19 protein-coding genes are annotated in these 19,657 nt (G+C 62.8%); 12 read left to right on the forward strand and 7 right to left on the reverse strand.

Translation table 11 applies throughout. The features are described 5' to 3' along the window. Positions 1-167: 167 nt before the first annotated feature. The 6 genes from GR212_RS03780 to GR212_RS03805 all read right to left on the reverse strand — a co-directional run bounded on the left by GR212_RS03780 (position 168) and on the right by GR212_RS03805 (position 7,787). Positions 168-1,127, reverse strand: coding sequence for a 2-hydroxyacid dehydrogenase (locus GR212_RS03780; RefSeq protein WP_163985095.1), 960 nt, complete (start codon positions 1,125-1,127; stop codon positions 168-170). A gap of 11 nt (positions 1,128-1,138) precedes the next feature. Further along, positions 1,139-2,776 (reverse strand): ABC transporter ATP-binding protein, encoded by a 1,638-nt coding sequence (locus GR212_RS03785; protein ID WP_163985096.1) that lies wholly within the window; start codon positions 2,774-2,776, stop codon positions 1,139-1,141. Then, the gene (locus GR212_RS03790) at positions 2,773-3,927 is read right to left on the reverse strand and encodes an ABC transporter permease (protein ID WP_163985097.1); all 1,155 of its coding nucleotides are present in this window, start codon (positions 3,925-3,927) and stop codon (positions 2,773-2,775) included. Before GR212_RS03790 ends, GR212_RS03785 begins: the two co-directional genes overlap by 4 nt. Next, positions 3,927-5,018 (reverse strand): microcin C ABC transporter permease YejB, encoded by a 1,092-nt coding sequence (locus tag GR212_RS03795; RefSeq protein ID WP_163985098.1) that lies wholly within the window; start codon positions 5,016-5,018, stop codon positions 3,927-3,929. The genes GR212_RS03790 and GR212_RS03795 overlap by 1 nt, the downstream gene beginning before the upstream one ends. Before the next feature lie 170 nt (positions 5,019-5,188). After that, on the reverse strand, positions 5,189-7,042 hold the full coding sequence (locus tag GR212_RS03800; protein WP_163985099.1) for an extracellular solute-binding protein: 1,854 nt from the start codon (positions 7,040-7,042) through the stop codon (positions 5,189-5,191). A 109-nt stretch (positions 7,043-7,151) separates the two neighbouring features. Beyond that, positions 7,152-7,787 (reverse strand): TetR/AcrR family transcriptional regulator, encoded by a 636-nt coding sequence (locus GR212_RS03805; protein ID WP_163985100.1) that lies wholly within the window; start codon positions 7,785-7,787, stop codon positions 7,152-7,154. Positions 7,788-7,824: 37 nt separating this feature from the next. Between GR212_RS03805 and GR212_RS03810 the strand changes: the two genes are divergently transcribed. The 7 genes from GR212_RS03810 to GR212_RS03840 all read left to right on the forward strand — a co-directional run bounded on the left by GR212_RS03810 (position 7,825) and on the right by GR212_RS03840 (position 14,726). Then, positions 7,825-8,394, forward strand: a complete 570-nt coding sequence (locus GR212_RS03810) for an isochorismatase family protein (RefSeq protein ID WP_163985101.1) — start codon at positions 7,825-7,827, stop codon at positions 8,392-8,394. A gap of 158 nt (positions 8,395-8,552) precedes the next feature. After that, positions 8,553-9,587 carry a penicillin-insensitive murein endopeptidase gene (gene mepA, locus GR212_RS03815; protein ID WP_163985102.1) on the forward strand — a complete coding sequence of 345 codons (1,035 nt, stop codon included), beginning with the start codon at positions 8,553-8,555 and terminating at the stop codon, positions 9,585-9,587. Positions 9,588-9,686: 99 nt separating this feature from the next. After that, the gene (locus GR212_RS03820; protein WP_163985103.1) at positions 9,687-10,067 is read left to right on the forward strand and encodes a methylglyoxal synthase; all 381 of its coding nucleotides are present in this window, start codon (positions 9,687-9,689) and stop codon (positions 10,065-10,067) included. Between the two features lie 34 nt (positions 10,068-10,101). After that, positions 10,102-11,124 (forward strand): glucokinase, encoded by a 1,023-nt coding sequence (locus GR212_RS03825; protein ID WP_163985104.1) that lies wholly within the window; start codon positions 10,102-10,104, stop codon positions 11,122-11,124. Between the two features lie 210 nt (positions 11,125-11,334). After that, the gene (locus GR212_RS03830; RefSeq protein WP_163985105.1) at positions 11,335-13,128 is read left to right on the forward strand and encodes an ABC transporter ATP-binding protein; all 1,794 of its coding nucleotides are present in this window, start codon (positions 11,335-11,337) and stop codon (positions 13,126-13,128) included. 14 nt (positions 13,129-13,142) lie between these two features. Then, positions 13,143-13,967 carry a 4-hydroxy-tetrahydrodipicolinate reductase gene (gene dapB / locus GR212_RS03835; protein ID WP_163985106.1) on the forward strand — a complete coding sequence of 275 codons (825 nt, stop codon included), beginning with the start codon at positions 13,143-13,145 and terminating at the stop codon, positions 13,965-13,967. 123 nt (positions 13,968-14,090) lie between these two features. Then, positions 14,091-14,726, forward strand: a complete 636-nt coding sequence (locus GR212_RS03840) for a 2,3-bisphosphoglycerate-dependent phosphoglycerate mutase (RefSeq protein ID WP_163985107.1) — start codon at positions 14,091-14,093, stop codon at positions 14,724-14,726. Between the two features lie 195 nt (positions 14,727-14,921). Here the strand turns inward: GR212_RS03840 and phnF are convergent, their stop codons facing one another. Beyond that, positions 14,922-15,656 (reverse strand): phosphonate metabolism transcriptional regulator PhnF, encoded by a 735-nt coding sequence (phnF, locus tag GR212_RS03845; protein WP_163985108.1) that lies wholly within the window; start codon positions 15,654-15,656, stop codon positions 14,922-14,924. 101 nt (positions 15,657-15,757) lie between these two features. On the opposite strand from phnF, the gene phnG reads away from it, so the two are divergent. From phnG to phnK, 5 genes are read left to right on the forward strand one after another with little or no spacing between them, the layout of a single operon-like run. Then, complete coding sequence (gene phnG, locus GR212_RS03850) at positions 15,758-16,234, forward strand: phosphonate C-P lyase system protein PhnG (protein WP_163985109.1); 477 nt, start codon at positions 15,758-15,760, stop codon at positions 16,232-16,234. Next, the gene (phnH, locus tag GR212_RS03855; protein ID WP_163985110.1) at positions 16,234-16,860 is read left to right on the forward strand and encodes a phosphonate C-P lyase system protein PhnH; all 627 of its coding nucleotides are present in this window, start codon (positions 16,234-16,236) and stop codon (positions 16,858-16,860) included. The genes phnG and phnH overlap by 1 nt, the downstream gene beginning before the upstream one ends. Positions 16,861-16,863: 3 nt before the next feature. Next, a complete protein-coding gene (locus tag GR212_RS03860) occupies positions 16,864-17,973 on the forward strand; it encodes a carbon-phosphorus lyase complex subunit PhnI (protein ID WP_163985111.1) in 1,110 nt (369 codons plus the stop codon). After that, entirely contained in the window at positions 17,970-18,881 is a 912-nt protein-coding gene (locus GR212_RS03865; RefSeq protein ID WP_163985112.1) for an alpha-D-ribose 1-methylphosphonate 5-phosphate C-P-lyase PhnJ, read from the forward strand. Before GR212_RS03860 ends, GR212_RS03865 begins: the two co-directional genes overlap by 4 nt. Continuing rightward, on the forward strand, positions 18,878-19,654 hold the full coding sequence (gene phnK / locus GR212_RS03870) for a phosphonate C-P lyase system protein PhnK (protein ID WP_047634880.1): 777 nt from the start codon (positions 18,878-18,880) through the stop codon (positions 19,652-19,654). The genes GR212_RS03865 and phnK overlap by 4 nt, the downstream gene beginning before the upstream one ends. Positions 19,655-19,657: the final 3 nt, after the last annotated feature.

Raw genomic sequence — 19,657 nt, forward strand, 5'->3', positions numbered from 1 at the left:
TGCTGCTCGCCAGCAAGCGTGCCGGCATGCGTGCATAGCGCTCTGTTATCAAAAAATGTTGACCGAAAGTCCAGTCACTGAAAGAAAATTGATACCAGAGTAAATGGGTCGCGTATCGCTGGCAACAGCCGAGGCGAAAGACCCCGGTCGCTGCCGACGATACAGACTTAGTAACCCCGGCTGCGATCCACCAGATGCTGCAGCGGCTCGCCGCGTTCGAAGCGCGCGATCTGCTCCTCGACATGGCGCATGAGCGCCTTTTCCTCCGACACCGCGGAATCATGCGGCGTGATGATGACGTTTTCCAGGGTCCAGAGCGGATCGTCCGCCGAGAGCGGCTCGATGGCGAAGACATCGAGAGAGGCGCCGCCGAGAATGCCGGTACGGATCGCCGCGGCGATATCGGCCTGAACCTGGCTCTTGCCGCGACCGGCATTGATGAAGACCGGCTTGCCGAGCGCACTCTGGCGGTGCAGCCTGGCAAAGAGCGAGGCGTTGTAAATGCCCGTCGTTTCCGGCGTCAGCGGCAGCAGGCCGACGAGGATATCGGTGCGCGCCAGAAACGCATCCAGCCCGCCGGCATCGAAGGTTTCCATGCCGTCGATCTGCTTCTTGCCGCGCGACCAGCCGATGACGTTGAAGCCCATGACCTTCAATTTGGCGGCGGCATCGCAGCCGAGAACGCCGAGGCCCATGATGCCGATGGTGACGTCGGCCGCCTCGGGACCATGCTGCGGCGCCCATACATGCTGGCGCTGGTTGCGCATGTGCCCCTGCACGTCGCGCAGATGCATCAGGCACTGCATCACGACCCATTCGCTCATGCGCGTCGTGAGGCTGCGATCGACGAAGCGGACGATCGGAATGTCCGGCAGGCCGGCAACGGACATCATGGAATCGACGCCGGCACCGCCCGAGAAGATGACTTTGAGGTTGCGCGCCCGCTGGAACAGATCGGCATCCGGCTTCCACAGCAGCGCATAATCCACATGGGAGAGATCCGCGCTCTTGCTGGTGGGGTCGGCGAGATTGATGCTGCCGCGATCGGCAAAGGCCGTTTCGAGCGCTTTGGCAACGATCGCGGGATCGAATTTGAGATCGACGAGAACGGGGCTTTTGGCCGGCATGGCGATGGCCTTCATTGCTGGATGGCGGCAGTCGGCACTGCCTCGATGTTGAATGCGGCGGCGAGAAGCGCCTTGGTATAATCCTCTTTCGGAGCCCGGAAGACATCGACCGAGGCGCCCTGCTCCACCACCTTGCCGAAGCGCATGACGATCAGCTCGTTGGCAAGCGCTTTTACCACTCTCAGGTCGTGGCTGATGAAGAGATAGGCAAGGTCGTGCTTCTTCTGCAGATCACGCAGAAGGTCGACCACCTGTGCCTGCACGCTCATGTCGAGCGCCGAGGTCGGCTCGTCCAGCATGACGAAGCGCGGCTTCAGCACCATGGCGCGGGCAATCGCGATGCGCTGGCGCTGGCCGCCGGAAAATTCATGCGGGAAACGCCAGCGGGTGGATGGATCGAGACCGACCTCCTCCAGCGCCCAGCAGACGCGCTTGTCACGCTCCTCGGCCGAAAGCGACCGCTCATGCACCTTCAACCCCTCGGCGATGATCTCGCCTACCGACATGCGCGGGCTGAGCGAACCGTAGGGATCCTGGAAGACGACCTGCAGCTGGTTGCGCAGCGGCCGCATCTCCCGGAACGAATAGCCGGCTATGTCCTTGCCGACGAAGGCGATGCGTCCCCGGGAGGAAATGAGCCGGGCGAGCGCGAGGCCGAGCGTCGTCTTGCCGGAGCCGGATTCGCCGACGACGCCGAGCGTCTGGCCGGCCCTGAGCTTCAGATCGATGCCATCGACCGCCTTTACGTGATCGACGACCTTGCGCATGAAACCCGCCTTGATCGGGAACCAGACGCGAATATCGCTGCCTTCCATGACGACAGGCTTGGCGGCGTCGCTCACCGGCGGCTCGCCGCGCGGCTCGGCTGCCAGCAGATGGCGGGTATACTCATGCTGCGGCCGGGTGAAGACGTCTTCCGCCGTGCCGGTCTCGACGATACGGCCCTTGGTCATCACGCAGACGCGGTCGGCGAACTTGCGGACGATGCCGAGGTCGTGGGTGATGAACAGCATCGACATGCCGTGGGCACCCTTGAGCTCGCGCAGCAGCTCGAGGATCTGCGCCTGCACGGTAACGTCGAGCGCCGTCGTCGGCTCGTCGGCGATCAGCAGTTCGGGACGGTTGGCGAGCGCCATGGCGATCATCACGCGCTGGCGCTGGCCGCCGGACAGCTCGTGCGGGTAGGCCTTGAGGCGCTTCTCCGGTTCGCGGATGCCGACCTGGTTCAAAAGCTCCAGCGTGCGGCTGCGGGCGGCATGGCCGGTCATGCCCTGATGCAAGGCCAGGATTTCGCTGATCTGCCTTTCGATCGAATGGAGCGGATTGAGCGAGGTCATCGGCTCCTGGAAGATCATGGTGATGTCGTTGCCGCGCACGGCGCGCAGCTCGTTGTCCGATGCCTTCAGCAGATCCTTGCCCTTGAACAGGATCTCGCCGGAGGGGTGGCTGGCGGCCGGATAGGGCAGCAGCTTCAGGATCGAATTCGCGGAAACGGATTTGCCGGAGCCGGATTCGCCGACCAGCGCCAGCACCTCGCCCTTTCTTATATCGAAGGAAACGCCGTCGACGGCAGTCGAGGTTTTTCCGCCCTGATGAAAGGCGACCGACAGATTGCGGACGGAGAGCAGCGGAGTTGAGTTTTCGCTCATCGGAACGTCTTCCTCGGATCGAAGGCGTCGCGCACGGCCTCGCCGATGAAAATCAGCAGCGACAGCATGATCGACATGGTGAAGAAGGCCGAGAGCCCGAGCCAGGGAGCCTGAAGGTTGGATTTGCCCTGGGCGATCATCTCACCCAGCGACGGCGAGCCGGGCGGCATGCCGAAGCCGAGGAAGTCGAGCGAGGTCAGGGTGGTGATCGAACCGGACAGGATGAAGGGGACGAAGGTCAGCGTCGCGACCATCGCATTCGGCAGGAGATGGCGATACATGATGGTGCGGTTGTCGACGCCAAGCGCCCTGGCGGCGCGGACATACTCGAAATTGCGCGCCCGCAGGAATTCGGCGCGCACGACACCGACGAGCCCCACCCAGGAAAACAGCAGCAGGATACCGAGCAGGATGAAGAAGCCGGGCGGCAGCACCGAGGCGATAATCAGCAGGATGTAAAGCACCGGCATCGACGACCAGATCTCGATGAAGCGCTGCATCAGCAGGTCCGTCCATCCGCCGAAATAACCCTGCACCGCGCCGGCGCAGACGCCGACGACAGCCGAGCAGATGGTGAGAACGAGGCCGAACAGCACCGATATGCGGAAGCCGTAGATCAGGCGGGCGAGCACGTCACGCGCCTGGTCGTCGGTGCCAAGCCAGTTGAAATTGCTCCAGTTGCAGTTCGGGTCGGCGACGCCGCCGGCATAGCCCGAGCAGCGTTGTTCCCTGCTCATCGCCCAGAAAGGCGGGGTCGGAGCCGACATTCCCTGGGGAAGGTTGGAATTGGCGGTCTGATAGGAATAGTGGATCGGCGGCCAGATCATCCAGCCATTGGCGTTGATCTCGTCCTGAATGTCCTGGGCGCGATAGTCCGTCTGCGCCAGGAAGCCGCCGAACTTCTCCTCCGGATAGTCGACGAAGATCGGCGTCAGGATCTCGCCCTTGTAGGAGACGAGGATCGGCCGGTCGTTGGCGATGAACTCGGCCCCGAGGGCGAGGACGAACAGAACGAGGAAGAGCCAGAGCGACCAGTAGCCGCGGCGGTTCGCCTTGAAATTCTCCCAGCGCCGCACGTTGGTCGGCGAGAACAGGCCCTTGCGCGGCGGCTTCACCGTGAGCGGGGGCGCGGCATGATTGGTTGTATCCATCACACGTCCCTCCGCTCGAAGTCGATGCGCGGATCGATCCAGGTGTAGATCAGGTCGGACACGAGGCTGACGACGAGGCCAAGCAGCGAGAAGATGAACAGCGTTGCGAACACCACGGGATAGTCGCGCTGGACGACGGAGAGATAGCTGAGGCGTCCGAGGCCATCCAGCGAGAAGATGTTCTCGATCAGCAGCGAGCCGGTGAAAAAGGCGGAGATGAAGGCGCCGGGGAAGCCGGCGATGACGATGAGCATGGCGTTGCGGAAGACATGGCCATAGAGCACGCGCCGTTCGCTGAGGCCCTTGGCGCGGGCGGTGATAACATACTGCTTCTTGATCTCTTCGATGAAGGAATTCTTCGTCAGCAGCGTCGTGGTGGCGAAGGCGGCGAGCGACAGCGAAATCAGCGGCAGCACCAGATGCCAGAGATAATCGAGGATCTTCTGCCACCAGCTGAGATCAGCGAAATTGTCCGACACGAGGCCGCGCAGCGGGAACCAGTCGAAAAAGGAGCCGCCGGCAAACAGCACGATCAGCATGATGCCGAACAGGAAGCTCGGGACGGCGTAGCCGATGATGATGATGCCCGACGTCCAGACATCGAAGGTCGATCCGTCCTGCACGGCCTTGCGGATACCGAGCGGGATCGAGATCGCATAGGAGAAGATCAGGATCCAGATCCCCAGCGAGATCGACACCGGCAGCTTCTCGGCTATGAGGTCGATGACCGAAGTATTGCGGAAGAAGCTCTCGCCGAAATCGAAGCGGATATAGTTCCACATCATCCGGCCGAAGCGCTCGAGCGGCGGCTTGTCGAAGCCGAACTGCTTGTCGAGCTTGGCGATCAGCTCGGGATCGAGCCCCTGCGCGCCGCGATATTTCGAGCTGCTGTCGTCGAGGGACTGCTGGGCCAGCATGTCGGTGCCGCCCGACAGGCGGCCGGTGGCGTTGTCGCCCTGGCCCGTCAGCTGCGCGATGACCTGCTCGACCGGGCCGCCGGGCGCAAACTGGACGATGGTGAAGGAAATCGCCATGATGCCGACGATGGTCGGGATCATCAGCAGCAGGCGTCGCAGGATATAAGCGCCCATCAGCCGGCCGCTCCCTCGAAATGGGGTATAGTCCGCCTCGCCTCAATCCATCCGTCGATCAAATCATAGTCCCTTCCGCCGGATACAGGCCGGCGCAGTCATTTCGGCTTGAACCTATCCGAATCAGCCTGAGCATTTGGAGCCAGCAAGCCCTTCATTGCAAGAGAGGCTCATTTCCCGGCGTTTTTCGACCACCATACATCGGGAAAGCCGATCGAATATTTGGGCAGCTCAGCCGAATGCTCGAACTTGTTCCAATAGGCGATGTGGAAGCTGGTCGTGTAGTACAGCGGCACCACGTAGTGATGGGCCAGCAGGACGCGGTCGAGCGCCTTGGCGGTCGCATCCTTTTCGGTGACGTCCTTGGCGAAGATGACCTTGTTGATGAGGGCGTCGATGCCGGGATCGGAGATGCCGCCGTAGTTGCGCGAGCCCTGGCGATTGGCCGAAGCGGAGCCCCAGTAGTCGATCTGCTCATTGCCGGGATTGAGCGACTGGGCCCAGACGGTCCAGATCATGTCATAGTCGAAACTGCGGATACGATTGATATATTGCGATGAATCGACCGTGCGCACGGTGGCGTTGATGCCGATCTTCTTCAGGTTCTGCGTGTAGGGCAGCACCCATTTTTCCACGAAGGGGCTGCCGAGCAGGATTTCGAAGGCGAAAGGCTGGCCCGTCTGGGCGTTCACCATCTGATTGCCCTTGAGGACATAGCCCGCCTGCTTGAACAGATCGAGCGCCTTGCGCAGATTGTCGCGGGCTTTCTGCGGATCGCCTCCGGCGGGATTGGTGTAGGGCGCGGTGAAGACACCGGCCGGGACCTTGTCCTTCACCTCGTTCAGGACATTCAGCTCGTCGCCCTGCGGCAGGCCGGACGACGCAAGCTTGGTGCCAAAAAAGTAGCTATTGATGCGGCTGTATTGATTGAAGGCGATGGTGCGATTGAGTTCCTCGAAATCGAAGGCGTAGTTCAGCGCCTCGCGAACGCGCTCGTCCTTGAACTGATCGCGGCGCATGTTCGGCACCAGGGCCTGCATGACACCAGCCGCGCGCAGCGGATTGGGCACTTCCTCGCGCTTGATGCGCCCGTCCTTGGCGGCCGGAAAATCATAGCCGGTCACCCAGCGGCTCGCGACGTTATCCTGCCAATAGTCGATGGTGCCGCCGCGAAAGGCCTCGAACTCCACATCGTTGTCGGCGAAATAGGTATAGGAAATCGACTTGAAGTTGTTCTCGCCGACATTGACGGGCAGGTCCTTGGCCCAATAGTCGTCGCGCAATTCATAGCGGATGGTGGAGCCGGGCGAGACCGAAACGATCTTGTAGGGCCCCGAGCCCATGACGGGCTCGAGCGTGGTGCGGGAGATATCGCGCGGCTTGCCGTCCGGCCCCGTGCCCTCCCACCAATGCTTCGGCACGATCGGGAACTGACCGAGAATCGACGGCAGCTCTCGATTGTTCTTTTCGTCGAAAGAGAATGTCACGTCGCGATCGCCGGTCTTTTCGGCGCGCGTCACATGGCTGTAATAGCTGGTAAAGAGCGGGTTGAGCTCCTTCGCCTTGTCGAAGCTGAAGACGACATCCTCGGGCGTCACAGGCTGCCCGTCGGCCCATTTGGCCTCGGGCCGCAGGCGAAAGGTGGCGCTGGAGATATCGTCCGGATAGGAAACACCCTCGGCAAGCAATCCGTAAGAGGAGGAGACCTCGTCATCCGCCGACTTCAACAGGCTGTCGAAGATCAGACCGGAGCCGAGGGAGGCGATGCCTGCGACCGGATTTCCCTTGAACAGGATCGGGTTGAGCGTGTCGAACGTGCCGTTGCTAGACAGCTTCACATCGCCGCCCTTCGGCGCGTCAGGATTGACGTAGTCGAAATGCTTGAAGCCCGGCTGGTATTTGAGATCGCCGAGAATGGCCGTGCCGATGCGGAATTGCGGCTCCTCCGCCTTCGAGGATATCGGCATTGCCAGCAGGCAAAAAAGAGATACGACCAAGCCTGCTTTCAACCGCGACAACGCCATTCATGATCTCCTGATGATTTCTTGAGAATCAGCATAAGGCAAATGAGGGCAAAAAGCAGGACGCAATAGCTAAGCCTCTCACAAAGACGCCGAAGACCGGCATCCGAAATCAGCGTGTTGCGGTCGCCTCCTCCAGGCGCTTGCGCAGCATCAGGCGCAACTCGCCGACGACGCGGCGGTCTTCCGCGGCGTCCGGATCGTTGGTGACGACGACGGCGATGCGCAGCAGTTCGAGCACGATGCCGGACATCACGCCGATATCGTCTGTTATCGGCGGCTGCGCCTGCCGCAGAACGCTCGCAATCAGCTCCTTCAATTCCGCGCGCGACTGCGCCTTGCGCTCCCTGGGAATATCGCGGCGGCCGGCCAGCACCACAAACTCCGGATACTGCTCGATGAAGGCGCCGAGAGCATCGAAGATCGCTTCGCCGCTATCGGCTGCGGAGAGACCGGCGCTGCGGTCCGCCATGTTCCGAAGCCCCGCCTTCAGCCGCTCCAGGCGATCGACATGCAGCGCCTCGGCAAGCAGCGGCTTGGTCGGAAAGAATTGGTAAAGCGAGCCGATGGAGGAATTTGCCTCCACCGCAATCTCGGTCATCGTTGCCGCGTCGTAGCCCTTGCGCGCAAGAACCCTGGCTGTCGCCTCCAGCAGAACAGCGACACGATCATGGCCGCGCTGGCGCTTGGGAACACGCGTCTTCAATTCTTCACTTGATTTTTGTGAGGATTCCCTCATATTTTTCATTGCGAGGATATCCTCATATTTCTCCCGGAGCCCCCAAATGCCACTCTACGATCCCAAGACCACCGCCCTCGTTTCCATCGACCTGCAAGGCTTCGTTCTCAGCCGCCCGCTTGCGCCCCACTCCGGCCAGCAGATCGTTGCCAACACGGTCGCCATCGCCAACAGACTGAAGGCCGATGGCGGAACGACCGTTTTCGTGACGGTCGGATTTTCCTCGGACTATGCCGACGCTGTCAATCAGCCGATCGACGAAACCTTCACGCTTCCCCCGGGAGGTTTGCCGCCGGCAGCGCTCGCGGCGCCCGAGGAGATAGCAGCGCTGACGCCGGATGTCGCCATCGTCAAGCGCCAGTGGAGCGCCTTCTACGGCACGGAACTGGACCTGCAGCTTCGCCGCCGGGGCATCAAGACGCTGATCCTGACGGGCGTCGCGACCAATTTCGGCGTCGAATCGACCGTGCGCGATGCCTATGCGGCAAATTATGCCGTCATCGTTGCGGAAGACGCGGTGACGACCTTCTCGCAGGACATGCAGGATTTCGCCTGCGCGAAGGTGCTGCCGCGGCTGTCGCGCATCCGCAAGACGGCGGAAATTCTGGCGAACTGATCGGCCCGGGACATCGGCCCATGCCAAGAAAGGCGGTCGCTCGTCGGCCACCTGTGATTGCCGCGGATTAACTTCCTTCCTTTTTCAGGATAGTCTCGCCGCAAATCACTTCGGCCCAAATCATCTCGGATAGTGCCGACCGCCTTTCAAGGATATGCATGGCTTCACTTCTGGCACGCGCCTTTCGAACGATCGGCAAATTGTCCCTCGCCACGACGATAGGGATGGGTCTTGTCGCCGGCGATGCGCTGGCACAGCAGGCCACGCCCTCGCCCGGAAGCGCCAAGGCGGTCTTCGGAGCGGTGACGCTGCCGACGCAGGGAGCGCCGCAATCGATCGGCTTCTACGCCAAGGGCTGCCTTGCAGGCGCCGTCGCGCTGCCGGCCGATGGCCCGACATGGCAGGCCATGCGCCTGTCGCGCAATCGCCGCTGGGGCCGGCCCGAAATGATCGGCCTGCTGGAGCGCCTGTCGCGCGATGCGGCCAGGAATGACGGCTGGCCGGGCCTGCTCGTCGGCGATATCTCGCAACCGCGTGGCGGCCCGATGTTCAACGGCCATGCCTCGCACCAGATCGGCCTCGATGCCGACGTCTGGCTGACGCCGATGCCGCGGCACAGGATGACGGCCGAGGAGCGCGAGGCCCTGCCCTTCACCACGATGCTGGCGAAAGACAAGTTCCTGACGATCAACGACAAAGTCTGGACGCCGGCGCATGCGCGCCTGCTGATGCGCGCCGCCAGCTATCCGGAAGTCGAGCGCATCTTCGTCAACCCGGCGATCAAGAAGAAGATGTGCGACACATGGACCGGAGACCGCACCAATCTCGGCAAGCTGCGGCCGGAATATGGGCACGACTCGCATTTCCATATCCGCCTTAGCTGCCCGGCCGGCTCGGTCGGCTGCACGCCGCAAGCCCCGGTCGCCGCCGGCGACGGTTGCGACAAGACGCTCGCCTGGTGGCTGGGCCCCGAGCCGTGGGCGAAGCCGAAGCCCGGCACGAAACCTCCGGTAAAGCCGCGCGAAGTCATGGTTTCCGATCTGCCGAAGACCTGCCAGGCCGTATTGGCTGCACCGTCGGTCTCTTCCGCCCGCGCCGCCACCTTTGGCGTCAAGGGTGGCGGTTCGGCGGCGGAAACGGACGCGATGCCTGCTTCCGGCAATACGCCACCCGGCCAGATCCCGCAGCAGTGAAGCCCGGACTGTCCCCGTCGGGGTAGTCTTTCAAAAGGCGCGCCCTTGGTATAGAAGGCGAATAAATCGATTGAAAGCGTTGGGTGGAGCAAGGATTTCATGGCCGGCAGCAAATGCATCGCGCTGATCGCGCACGATCAGAAAAAAGATGCGATGGCGGAGTTTGCGCGGCGCAATCAGGCAGCCCTTGCCGACTGGCATATCGTTGCAACCGGCACGACGGGCGGCCGGGTGCTTGACGCCTGCCCGGATCTGAAAGTCACCCGGCTGAAAAGCGGGCCGCTTGGCGGCGACCAGCAGATCGGCGCCCTGATCGCCACCGGCGAGATCGACATGCTCGTCTTCTTCATCGATCCCCTCACTCCCCTGCCGCACGACGTCGACGTGAAGGCATTGACGCGGCTTGCCGTTGTCTACGACATTCCGATGGCGCTCAACGAATCCACCGCCGAGCGGCTGATCAAAACACTGAACCATTAGTCCGCCTTGCCGGCGGCAGACCACGGACCTGGCCATGCCCGAGCTCAATCACAGCGATGCCCCCCTGCCTTTCCCAATCCTGATCGGCGATATCGGCGGCACAAATGCGCGCTTCTCGATTATTGCCGATGCGGACTCCGAACAGGAGCATTTTCCGGTCGTGCAGACCGCGAATTTCGAGACGATCGACGACGCGATCAAGCTGACCCTCGAGAAGAGCAAGGTGCGGCCGCGCGCCGCCATCCTTGCCATGGCCGGCCCCGTGCAGGGCGACGAAATTCCGCTGACCAATTGCGACTGGGTAATCCGCCCGAAGACGATGATCGCCAATCTCGGCATCGAGGACGTGCTCGTCATCAACGATTTCGAGGCGCAGGCGCTGGCGATCGCCGAGGTTGCCGACGAGCATCGCGAAACCATCGGTGAAACCTCCGGCAACACCACCGCCTCGCGCGCCGTTCTCGGACCGGGCACCGGGCTCGGCGTTGCCGGCCTCGTTCACACGCAGCATCAATGGATACCGGTGCCCGGCGAGGGCGGCCATATCGACCTCGGGCCGCGCACGGAACGCGACCTGCAGATCTGGCCGCACCTGGAACCCATCGAAGGCCGCATTTCAGCCGAGCAGGTCATTTGCGGCCGCGGCCTGCAGAACCTCTATCACGCCATCTGCAAGGTCGACGGCATCGAGCCGAGCCTGAAGGAACCGGCCGACATCACCACCCACGCGCTTGCCGGCACCAATGCGCAGGCTGAAGAGACGCTGACGCTTTTCGTCACCTATCTGGGTCGTGTCGCCGGCGATATCGCCATGATCTTCATGGCGCGCGGCGGCGTCTATCTCTCCGGCGGCATCCCGCAGAAGATCCTGCCGGCGCTGCAGAAGCCGGAATTTCGCGCCGCTTTCGAGGACAAGGCGCCGCATACCGAAATGATGAAGACGATCCCGACGCATGTGGTGACGCATCCGCTGGCCGCCCTTTCCGGCCTTGCGACCTATGCCCGCAAGCCGGCAAGCTTCGGCCTCGCGACCGAAGGCCGCCGCTGGCGGCGTTAACCGCTTGGCAAACAGCCCATGGCGCGCCGAAACAGCCGGTGCGCCATACCTTTTTGAAGAGGCCGCTTTCCTCTATAATGGACCCGGCTCCGTGATCGGCCTTAACCAGTGCGGCAGGCCATCCCTAGCCAAAGCCGTCCTAACTCTTTATAGAGCCGCGAAAGCACGCAGCACATGCGGCTCGCTTGGTTCAACACAGGAAGCCGATTATTGAAGTCGCCAGATCCGAAAAAGACTGATGTCGACAGTGAGACCATCACCGTTGTGCTGAAGCGTATCATTGCTGAAAACGGTCGCGATCATATCTGGGGCTATTCGATCGCAATCTTTTGTCTCATCGTCGTCGCGGCATCTACGGCGACGATGGCCTTTGTCATGAGGCCGATCGTCAACGGCGCTTTCTACGAGCGCCGCGCCGAAGTCATGTGGCTGATTTGCCTTGCGATTCTCGCAGCCTTCATAGCGCGAGGCTTTGCCGGCTATTTCCAGTCGGTTATTCTGTCCAAGATCGGCAACGACATCATTGCCCGCTATCAACGGCGCCTCTATGCGCATCTGATGACGCTGTCGGTCGGTTTCTTCAGTGAAGCCCGCTCGGCTCAGATTGCCGCGCGGGTGAGCCAGAACGTTTCCGGCATCCGCGATGTGATGAACCTCGTCATTACATCCACGGCGCGCGACTTTCTGTCGTTCGTCTTTCTGCTCGGCAACATGGTCTATCAGGACCCGTTGCTCAGCCTTATCTTCTTCGTCATAGCCCCGCCCGTGTTTCTGGCGTTGCGCCATATCTCCAAGCGCCTGCGCGCCGTCACGCGCGAGGCGGTCGTTCTCAACAGCCGCGTGCTCGGGGCGATGCAGGAAACCATTCAAGGCATTTCCATCGTCAAGGCCTTTACGATGGAGCGCGAGCTCGACCGCAAGATCAACAAGCTGATTACGGCGGCCGAGAATCGGCAAAACCGTATCGTTCGCATTTCCGAGCGTAACGGCCCGCTGATCGAAACGGTTGCGGGCTTTGCCGTCGCCGGCGTTTTTGCCTATGCCGCCTACCGTTCGATCTATGCAAATGTGCCGCCAGGCGCGGTGTTTTCCTTCATCGTGTCTCTGCTTCTGGCCTATGATCCGGCCCGCCGCCTCGCCAAACTGCAGACGCAGCTGGAGCGTGCCGTCGTCAATGCGCGGATGATCTACGAACTGCTCGACATGGAACCGCGCCAGCGCGACCTGCCGGATGCCAAGCCGCTCGCCGTGACCAACGCCCGCATCGAATTCCGCGACGTTCATTTCGCCTATGGCGACGAAGCAGTCCTGTCCGGCGTCAATTTTACCGCCGAGGGCGGGCAGACGACGGCGCTCGTCGGCCCTTCCGGCGCCGGCAAGTCCACCGTCATCAACCTGATTCCGCGCTTCTACGATCCGAAGGACGGCAGCATCTTCATCGACGGGCAGGATATCGCCCATGTGACGAAGCAGTCGCTGCGCATGCAGATCGCCTATGTCTCGCAGCAGCCCTATCTCTTCGAAGGCACGATCCGCGACAATATCCGCTACGGGCGCCCGGAAGCGACCGATACCGAGATCGAGGAAGCAGCCCGTCTTGCCTATGCGCATGATTTCATCGAGGCGCAGCCGATGGGCTACGACACCCCCGTCGGCGAAAACGGCGTGACGCTCTCCGGCGGCCAGCGGCAGCGCCTGTCGATCGCCCGCGCGCTGGTGCGCAACGCGCCGATCCTGCTTCTGGACGAGGCGACCTCGGCGCTCGACACCGAATCCGAAGCGGCTGTGCAGAAGGCGCTGGAAGAGGCGATGAGCGGCCGCACGGTCGTCGTCATCGCGCACCGCCTGTCGACGGTTGTCCGCGCCGAGAAGATCGTCGTCATGCAGAACGGCCGGGTTGTCGAGGAAGGCAACCACGAGACGCTTGCGACGGCCGACAATGGCCTTTACGCTCGGCTCAACAACCTGCAGCTACCGGCCGTATCAAGCAATTCCCGCAAATAAACGATAGAGACGACATGAGCGACGATGCGATGAAGCTGGTGGTGGTTGGCGCGGCGGGCCGCATGGGGCAGACCCTGATCCGCCTTATCCATGCGACGGACGGCGTAAGCCTGCATGCAGCCGTCGAACGTCCCGGCTCGCCCTTCATCGGCAAGGATGCCGGCGAGATCGCAGGGCTTGGGCCTATCGGCGTTGCAGCCACTGACGATCCGCTCGCCGCCTTCCTCCATGCCGAAGCCGTGATCGATTTCACGACGCCGGCAAGCAGCGTTGCCTTTGCTGGCTTGGCCGCGCAGGCGCGCATCGTCCACGTTATCGGCACGACCGGCTGCTCTGACGAAGACGAGGCGAAGTTCAAGGCGGCAGCCCGCCATGCCCGCATCGTCAAATCGGGCAATATGGGCCTTGGCATCAACCTCTTGAGCGTGCTTGTCGAGCAGGCGGCGCGCGCGCTGCCTTCGAAGGACTGGGACATCGAGGTGCTGGAAATGCATCATCGCCACAAGGTCGACGCGCCCTCGGGCACGGCGCTTCTGCTCGGCCAGGCGGCGGCGAAGGGCCGCGGCATCGATCTCAACGACAATTCCGTGCGCATGCGCGATGGCCATACCGGCCCGCGGCCGGCAGGCACGATCGGCTTTGCAACCCTGCGCGGCGGCGGCGTGATCGGCGATCACTCGGTGATCTTCGCCAGCGAGAGCGAGCGGGTAACGCTGTCGCACAATGCCGGCGACCGTTCGCTGTTTGCGCGCGGCGCGCTGCAGGCAGCACTCTGGGCGCGCGACAAGAAACCCGGCTTCTATTCCATGCTCGATGTTCTCGGGCTCTCCACACGTTGATGCGATGCTGGAGCGGATCGGCACGGAACTGCCGACCCGCTCCAGCACTTTTATTGTCCCGCAATTCCTGACGGAAGACCGCCACGCACCTTTCCTGGAATTGCTCTATCAAGGAGAAATTTTATGAGCGGTACTCTCGTTCTCGTTCGCCATGGGCAGAGCGACTGGAATTTGAAGAATCTCTTCACCGGCTGGAAGGATCCCGATCTGACCGCGCTCGGCATCGAGGAAGCCAAGACGGGCGGCAAGGCGCTGGCCGACTACGGCATCAAGTACGATATCGCCTTCACCTCGGCGCTGACGCGCGCCCAGCACACACTGAAGATCATCCTCGATGAAATCGGCCAGCAGGGCCTGGAAACCATCAGGGACCAGGCGCTGAACGAGCGCGACTACGGCGATCTCTCCGGCCTCAACAAGGACGATGCCCGCGCCAAGTGGGGCGAAGAACAGGTTCACATCTGGCGCCGCTCCTACGACGTTCCGCCGCCCGGCGGCGAGAGCCTGCGCGACACCGGCGCCCGCGTCTGGCCCTATTACCTCACGGAGATCCTGCCGCGCGTGCTTGCCGGCCAGAACGTGCTGGTTGCCGCCCACGGCAATTCGCTGCGCTCGCTCGTCATGGTTCTCGATCGGCTGAGCAAGGCGCAGATCCTGGAGCTCAACCTCGCGACCGGCGTGCCGATGGTCTACAAGCTCAAGGCCGACTCCACGGTCGCCTCGAAGGAAGTCCTCGGCGACATGTCCGGCGCGCATTGAGCGCCATTTAACTCGCTACCTCTGAAAAGCCCCTCACCCTAGCCCTCTCCCCGTAAACGGGGAGAGGGGACGATTTCTGTCGTAAATTCCCGATTCGCACGGGGTTGAGATGCGACAGCGGGCGCGTCTTTCCCCTTCTCCCCGTCAAAACGGGGAGAAGGTGGCCGATAGGCCGGATGAGGGGCAGCTATATCCTCAATTCTCGACGGTGAAACGCACCCTGTCGGCGGCGAAGCGTGAAATCGAATATTGCACCGGCACGTCGTCGAGATCCGCATTGAGCGCCTGGGCAACCAATACGATGGCGCCCGGCGATAATTGCAGATCGGCCAGATCGCTCTCGTCGGCATGGGTCGCGGTGATCTCGGTGACGACGCGCACGTAGTCCGGCACGCCAAGCTCCTTGAATGCCTTGGTGATCGATCCGGTCGCCTGGTAGATTTCGGCGATCTTCCCGAAGCGGTCGGCCGGGAACCAGCTCGTGGCGCGCGACACAGGGCGATGATCCGCCTGGCCGAGCGTTTCCAGGCGTACCAGCGGCGTGCCGGCCCTGATCTTGAGCTGCCGGGCCAATTCCGTGCTCGCGGCTTCCTCGCTGGTCGCAAGCAGGACGCTGCGGGTCTCGCGCACCTGATCGCCAATGCCCTGCGAGAAACGTGTCCGCTTCGAAATCGGGAAACTCAGGCGCTCCTTGCGCTCGATCAGCGTTCCTCGCCCCTGCACGGCCCTGACGATCCCTTCCTGCGCCAGCGCAGCGAGCGCGCTTCTGATCGTGTGCCGGTTGACCCCGAATTGCAGCGCCAGCGTCGTTTCCGGCGGCACCATGCCCGTCTCGTCGAAATCTCCGTGGTTGATGGATGTGCGGATCCGGTCGGCGATCTGCCGCCAGAGCGCCACGCCCGTCTGCCTCTGTATCTTCTGTCCTGCCATCTCGCCCACTCGCCCTGTCACACGCTTGTCACGACTCACTAATAAATATAAAACTATCTTGTATGGTTGTCTATATCAATAGACATTTAGAGGAAAGCGCGATGAATTCAGCACAAAGGCAGGAAGCGGCCGCACAGGAGCGTCGGGAACGCAAGCGCGTCGCCGATCTTCTGGCGCAGGCGGAGCGCGACGAGCTAGAGGCGGCATGGGAAGCCCTGCCGAGCAAGCCGGCAGCCCAGCCGGTTCGCGGGCCGGAAACCGGGCTTGTCATGGTACGCGGCCGCATCGGCGGCGGCGGCTCCCCCTTCAACCTCGGCGAAGTCACCGTGACGCGCGCCACCATACGGCTGGCATCCGGCGCCATCGGCCATTCGCACGCGCTTGGGACCGATCGGGAAAAAGCTCGGCTCTCGGCGATCTTCGATGCCCTCTGGCAGCAATCGGCCACAAGGGATTTTGTCGAGAAGGCGCTCCTGCAGCCGGTCACCCAGCGCATCGCAGACTACGATCGCAAGCGCGCCGAAGAGACGGCCGCGACCCGCGTCGATTTCTTCACCATGGTTCGCGGAGAAGATTGATGAGCCTTTTCAACACGCCCACCTTCGGCAACGAGGCCTTGACCGGCGGCTTCAGCGACCCGGTCTTCGACGCACAGAGCGTCTTCAAGATGACGATGGACGCCATGGCGCGTCCGGGAACCCTGCAGACCGTCACGACCGACATCGCGCCGCCGGCGCCGCTCGGCATTGCTGCCGGCGCCATCGGCCTGACGCTTTGCGATCACGACACGCCGGTCTGGCTTTCCAACAGCCTGGGAAGATCGACACTGCCGGAATGGCTGGCCTTCCACACGGGAGCACCCATCGTCTCCGAACGGCTGGAGGCGCATTTCGCCTTCGTCGAGGCCGGCATGGCGCTTTCCTCCTTCAGCCAGTTCGGCGTGGGCACGCAGGAATATCCGGATCGCTCGACGACCATCGTGCTGGAGATCGAAAGCCTGGAGGGCGGCAAGCAACTGGCGCTTTCCGGCCCCGGCATCAAGGATCTGACCATGATCGCCCCGGCCGGACTGCCCGACGCATTCCTGCGCATCTGGAACGACAATCGCGCGCTCTTCCCGCGCGGCGTCGATCTCATCCTGACGGCCGGCCGGCAATTCCTTTGCCTGCCGCGCACCACCAAGATCATCGCGACGGAGATGTGACATATGTATGTTGCCGTAAAGGGTGGCGAAGCCGCCATCGCCAATGCTCACAGGCTGCTGGCCGACCGTCGCCGCGGCGACCGTTCGCTGCCGGCGCTCGGCATCGACCAGATCGTCGAGCAACTCGCGCTCGGCGTCGATCGCGTCATGGCCGAAGCCTCGCTTTATGACCGCACCCTGGCGGCGCTTGCCGTCCGCCAGGCGCGCGGCGATATGATCGAGGCGATCTTCCTGCTGCGCGCCTACCGCACGACGCTGCCGCGCTTCGGCTATTCCCAGCCGCTCGACACCGCAGCGATGAAAATCGAGCGCCGTATCTCCGCCACCTACAAAGACCTGCCGGGCGGCCAGCTTCTCGGCCCGACCTTCGACTATACGCATCGTCTGCTCGACCCGAGCCTCTTGACCGACGAGGCGGTGGACGAACCGATGCAGCGGCCGGCGGAAGAGGGTCGCGTCATGCGCGTTTCCGAAATCCTCGCCCAGGAAGGCCTGATCGAAGGCGACGGCACCATGCCGATCGATCATGAGATCGGCGACCTGACGCGCGAGCCGATGGAATTCCCGATGACCCGCGATCTTCGCCTGCAGGCCCTTGCCCGCGGCGATGAAGGCTTCCTGCTGGCGCTCGGCTATTCGACCCAGCGCGGCTACGGCCGCAACCATCCCTTCACCGGCGAAATCCGCATCGGCGAAGTCGAGGTGGAATTCGATGTGCCGGAACTCGGCTTTGCCGTCTCGCTCGGCCGCATCCAGGTGACCGAATGCCAGATGGTCAACCAGTTCGCCGGCTCGGCCAAGGCGCCGCCGCAGTTTACCCGCGGCTACGGGCTGGTCTTCGGCCAGAGCGAGCGCAAGGCCATGGCCATGTCGCTGGTCGATCGGGCGCTGCGCGCCGAAGAGCTTGGCGAAGACATCACTGCGCCGGCGCAGGACGAGGAATTCGTCATCTCCCACTCCGACAACGTGCAGGCGACCGGCTTCGTCGAACATCTGAAGCTGCCGCACTATGTCGACTTCCAGGCCGAGCTCGACCTGGTGCGGCGTATGCGCCGCGATTTCGAGGCCGCTCGCGATAGCGGCATGGATCCCCTGACGGAGGCAGCCGAATGACCGAACTCGCCACCTACAACTTCGCCTATCTCGACGAGCAGACCAAGCGGATGATCCGCCGCGCCATCCTGAAGGCGATCTCCATACCCGGCTATCAAGTGCCCTTCGCCTCCCGCGAAATGCCGATGCCTTACGGCTGGGGCACCGGCGGCGTGCAGCTGACGGCGGCCATCATCGGGCCGAACGACGTGCTGAAGGTGATCGACCAGGGTGCCGACGACACCACCAATGCCGTTTCCATCCGCGCCTTCTTCCAGAAGGTCGCCAATGTCGCCGTCACCACGCGCACCGACGAGGCGACCATCATCCAGACGCGCCACCGCATCCCCGAGGCCAAGCTTGGCCCCAACCAGGTGCTGGTCTACCAGGTGCCGATCCCGGAACCGCTGCGTTTCCTGGAGCCGCGCGAAACCGAGACGCGCAAGATGCATGCGCTCGAGGAATACGGCCTGATGCATGTGAAGCTCTACGAGGATATCGCCCGCAACGGCCGCATCGCCACGACCTACGCCTATCCGGTCAAGGTCGCGGGCCGCTATGTCATGGACCCGTCGCCGACGCCGAAGTTCGACAATCCGAAAATGCATCTGTCCGACGCGCTGCAGCTGTTCGGCGCCGGACGTGAAAAGCGCATCTATGCCGTGCCGCCCTATACCGAAGTCGTCAGCCTGGATTTCGAAGACCATCCGTTCGAGGTGCAGCGCTTCGACAAGCCCTGCGCGCTCTGCGGCGCCGAGCAGGTCTATCTCGACGAGGTGATCCTCGACGACAAGGGCGGGCGCATGTTCGTCTGCTCCGATACCGATTTCTGTGAAGACCGTCGTGCCCACGGCCATGCCGGCCACATGCTGGCGTCAGATGGGCTCGCATCCGATGGACTGCCTGGTGGCAAGGAGGCTGCCGAATGAGTGACTCACCCCTTCTCAAGGTCAAGGACATCTCGAAGTTCTACGGCAGCCGCATCGGTTGCCGCGACGTATCCTTCGAGCTCTGGCCCGGCGAGGTCCTCGCCATCGTCGGCGAATCCGGCTCCGGCAAGACGACGCTGCTCAACTGCATCTCGACGCGGCTGCTGCCGACGACAGGCAGCGTCGAATACCACATGCGCGACGAGACCTATCGCGACCTGTTCCGCATGAACGAGGCCGAGCGCCGCTTCCTGATGCGCACCGACTGGGGCTTCGTGCATCAGAACCCGGCCGATGGCCTTCGCATGACGGTTTCGGCCGGCGCCAATGTCGGCGAGCGGCTGATGGCCATCGGCAACCGCCATTACGGCAACATCCGCAACACGGCCATCGACTGGCTGGAGCGGGTCGAGATCGATGCCGACCGCATCGACGACCAGCCGCGCGCCTTTTCCGGCGGCATGCGCCAGCGCCTGCAGATCGCCCGCAATCTGGTGACCGGCCCGCGCCTGGTGTTCATGGACGAGCCGACCGGCGGCCTCGACGTTTCGGTGCAGGCCCGCCTGCTCGATCTGGTGCGCGGCCTCGTCAACGATCTCGGCCTGTCGGCGATCATCGTCACGCACGACCTCGCCGTCGCCCGGCTGCTGTCGCATCGCATGATGGTGATGAAGGATGGATACGTCATCGAGCACGGTCTGACCGATCGCGTGCTCGATGACCCGCGTGAACCCTATACCCAACTGCTCGTCTCTTCGATCCTGCAGGTCTGAGGA

Source organism: Martinezella lusitana (assembly GCF_010668395.1).
Lineage (GTDB): Bacteria > Pseudomonadota > Alphaproteobacteria > Rhizobiales > Rhizobiaceae > Rhizobium > Rhizobium lusitanum_A.